1 protein-coding gene is annotated in these 659 nt (G+C 67.2%); it reads right to left on the reverse strand.

What is annotated here, in order from left to right; translation table 11 throughout:
- The coding region (locus I8N66_RS22550; protein ID WP_291158051.1) for an HlyD family secretion protein at positions 1 to 659 on the reverse strand (659 nt) is incomplete at both ends.

Here is a 659-nt window from a genome sequence, read left to right on the forward strand (position 1 = left end):
GGCCAGCGGCTGACCGGGATCGACCACAATCCGCACGCCGACACGCTGGGCCACCTTGGTGAAGTTGCCGGTGGCGTTGTCTGCGCGGATCACGCTGAACTCCGAACCGGCTGCGGGCGAGAAACGCTCGATATGCCCCATCAGTTCACTCTTCTGCAGAGCGTCGACCTCGATCGTGACGGGCTGTCCGGCCTTCATGCCGTCGAGCTGCGTTTCCTTGAAATTTGCGACCACCCACACGTCGTTCGGCACCAGTGCCAGAAGCTGCGATCCGGCCGTCACATATTGCCCGATCCGGGCGCCGATCTCACCCAGCCTCCCGTCGCGCGGCGCGACGATACGGGTGTTTTCGAGATCGATGCGCGCCAGTTCGACGGCTGCCTCCGCACCGGTCACGGCCGCCTGCAATCCGGCGCGCGCACCCAGTGTGGTTGCCAGAGCCTGCTTCGACACCTGCAAGCCTGCCTCGGCCTGGTTGACGGCGGCATTCGCCTGCTCGAATCCGGCGCGGGCCTGGTCGGCGTCGCTGCGCGTCGACACGCCCTTGTCGGCAAGCGGGCGAATGCGGTCCCAGGTGGCGCGCGCGCGATTGAAGGCGGCCTTGGCGCTGTCGAGCTGTGCTTCGCTGGCGGCGATGCCGGCCGTAGCGGACAGTTCCT

The sequence above is a fragment of the Ensifer sp. SSB1 genome (genome assembly GCF_016652895.1).
Taxonomy (GTDB): domain Bacteria; phylum Pseudomonadota; class Alphaproteobacteria; order Rhizobiales; family Rhizobiaceae; genus Ensifer.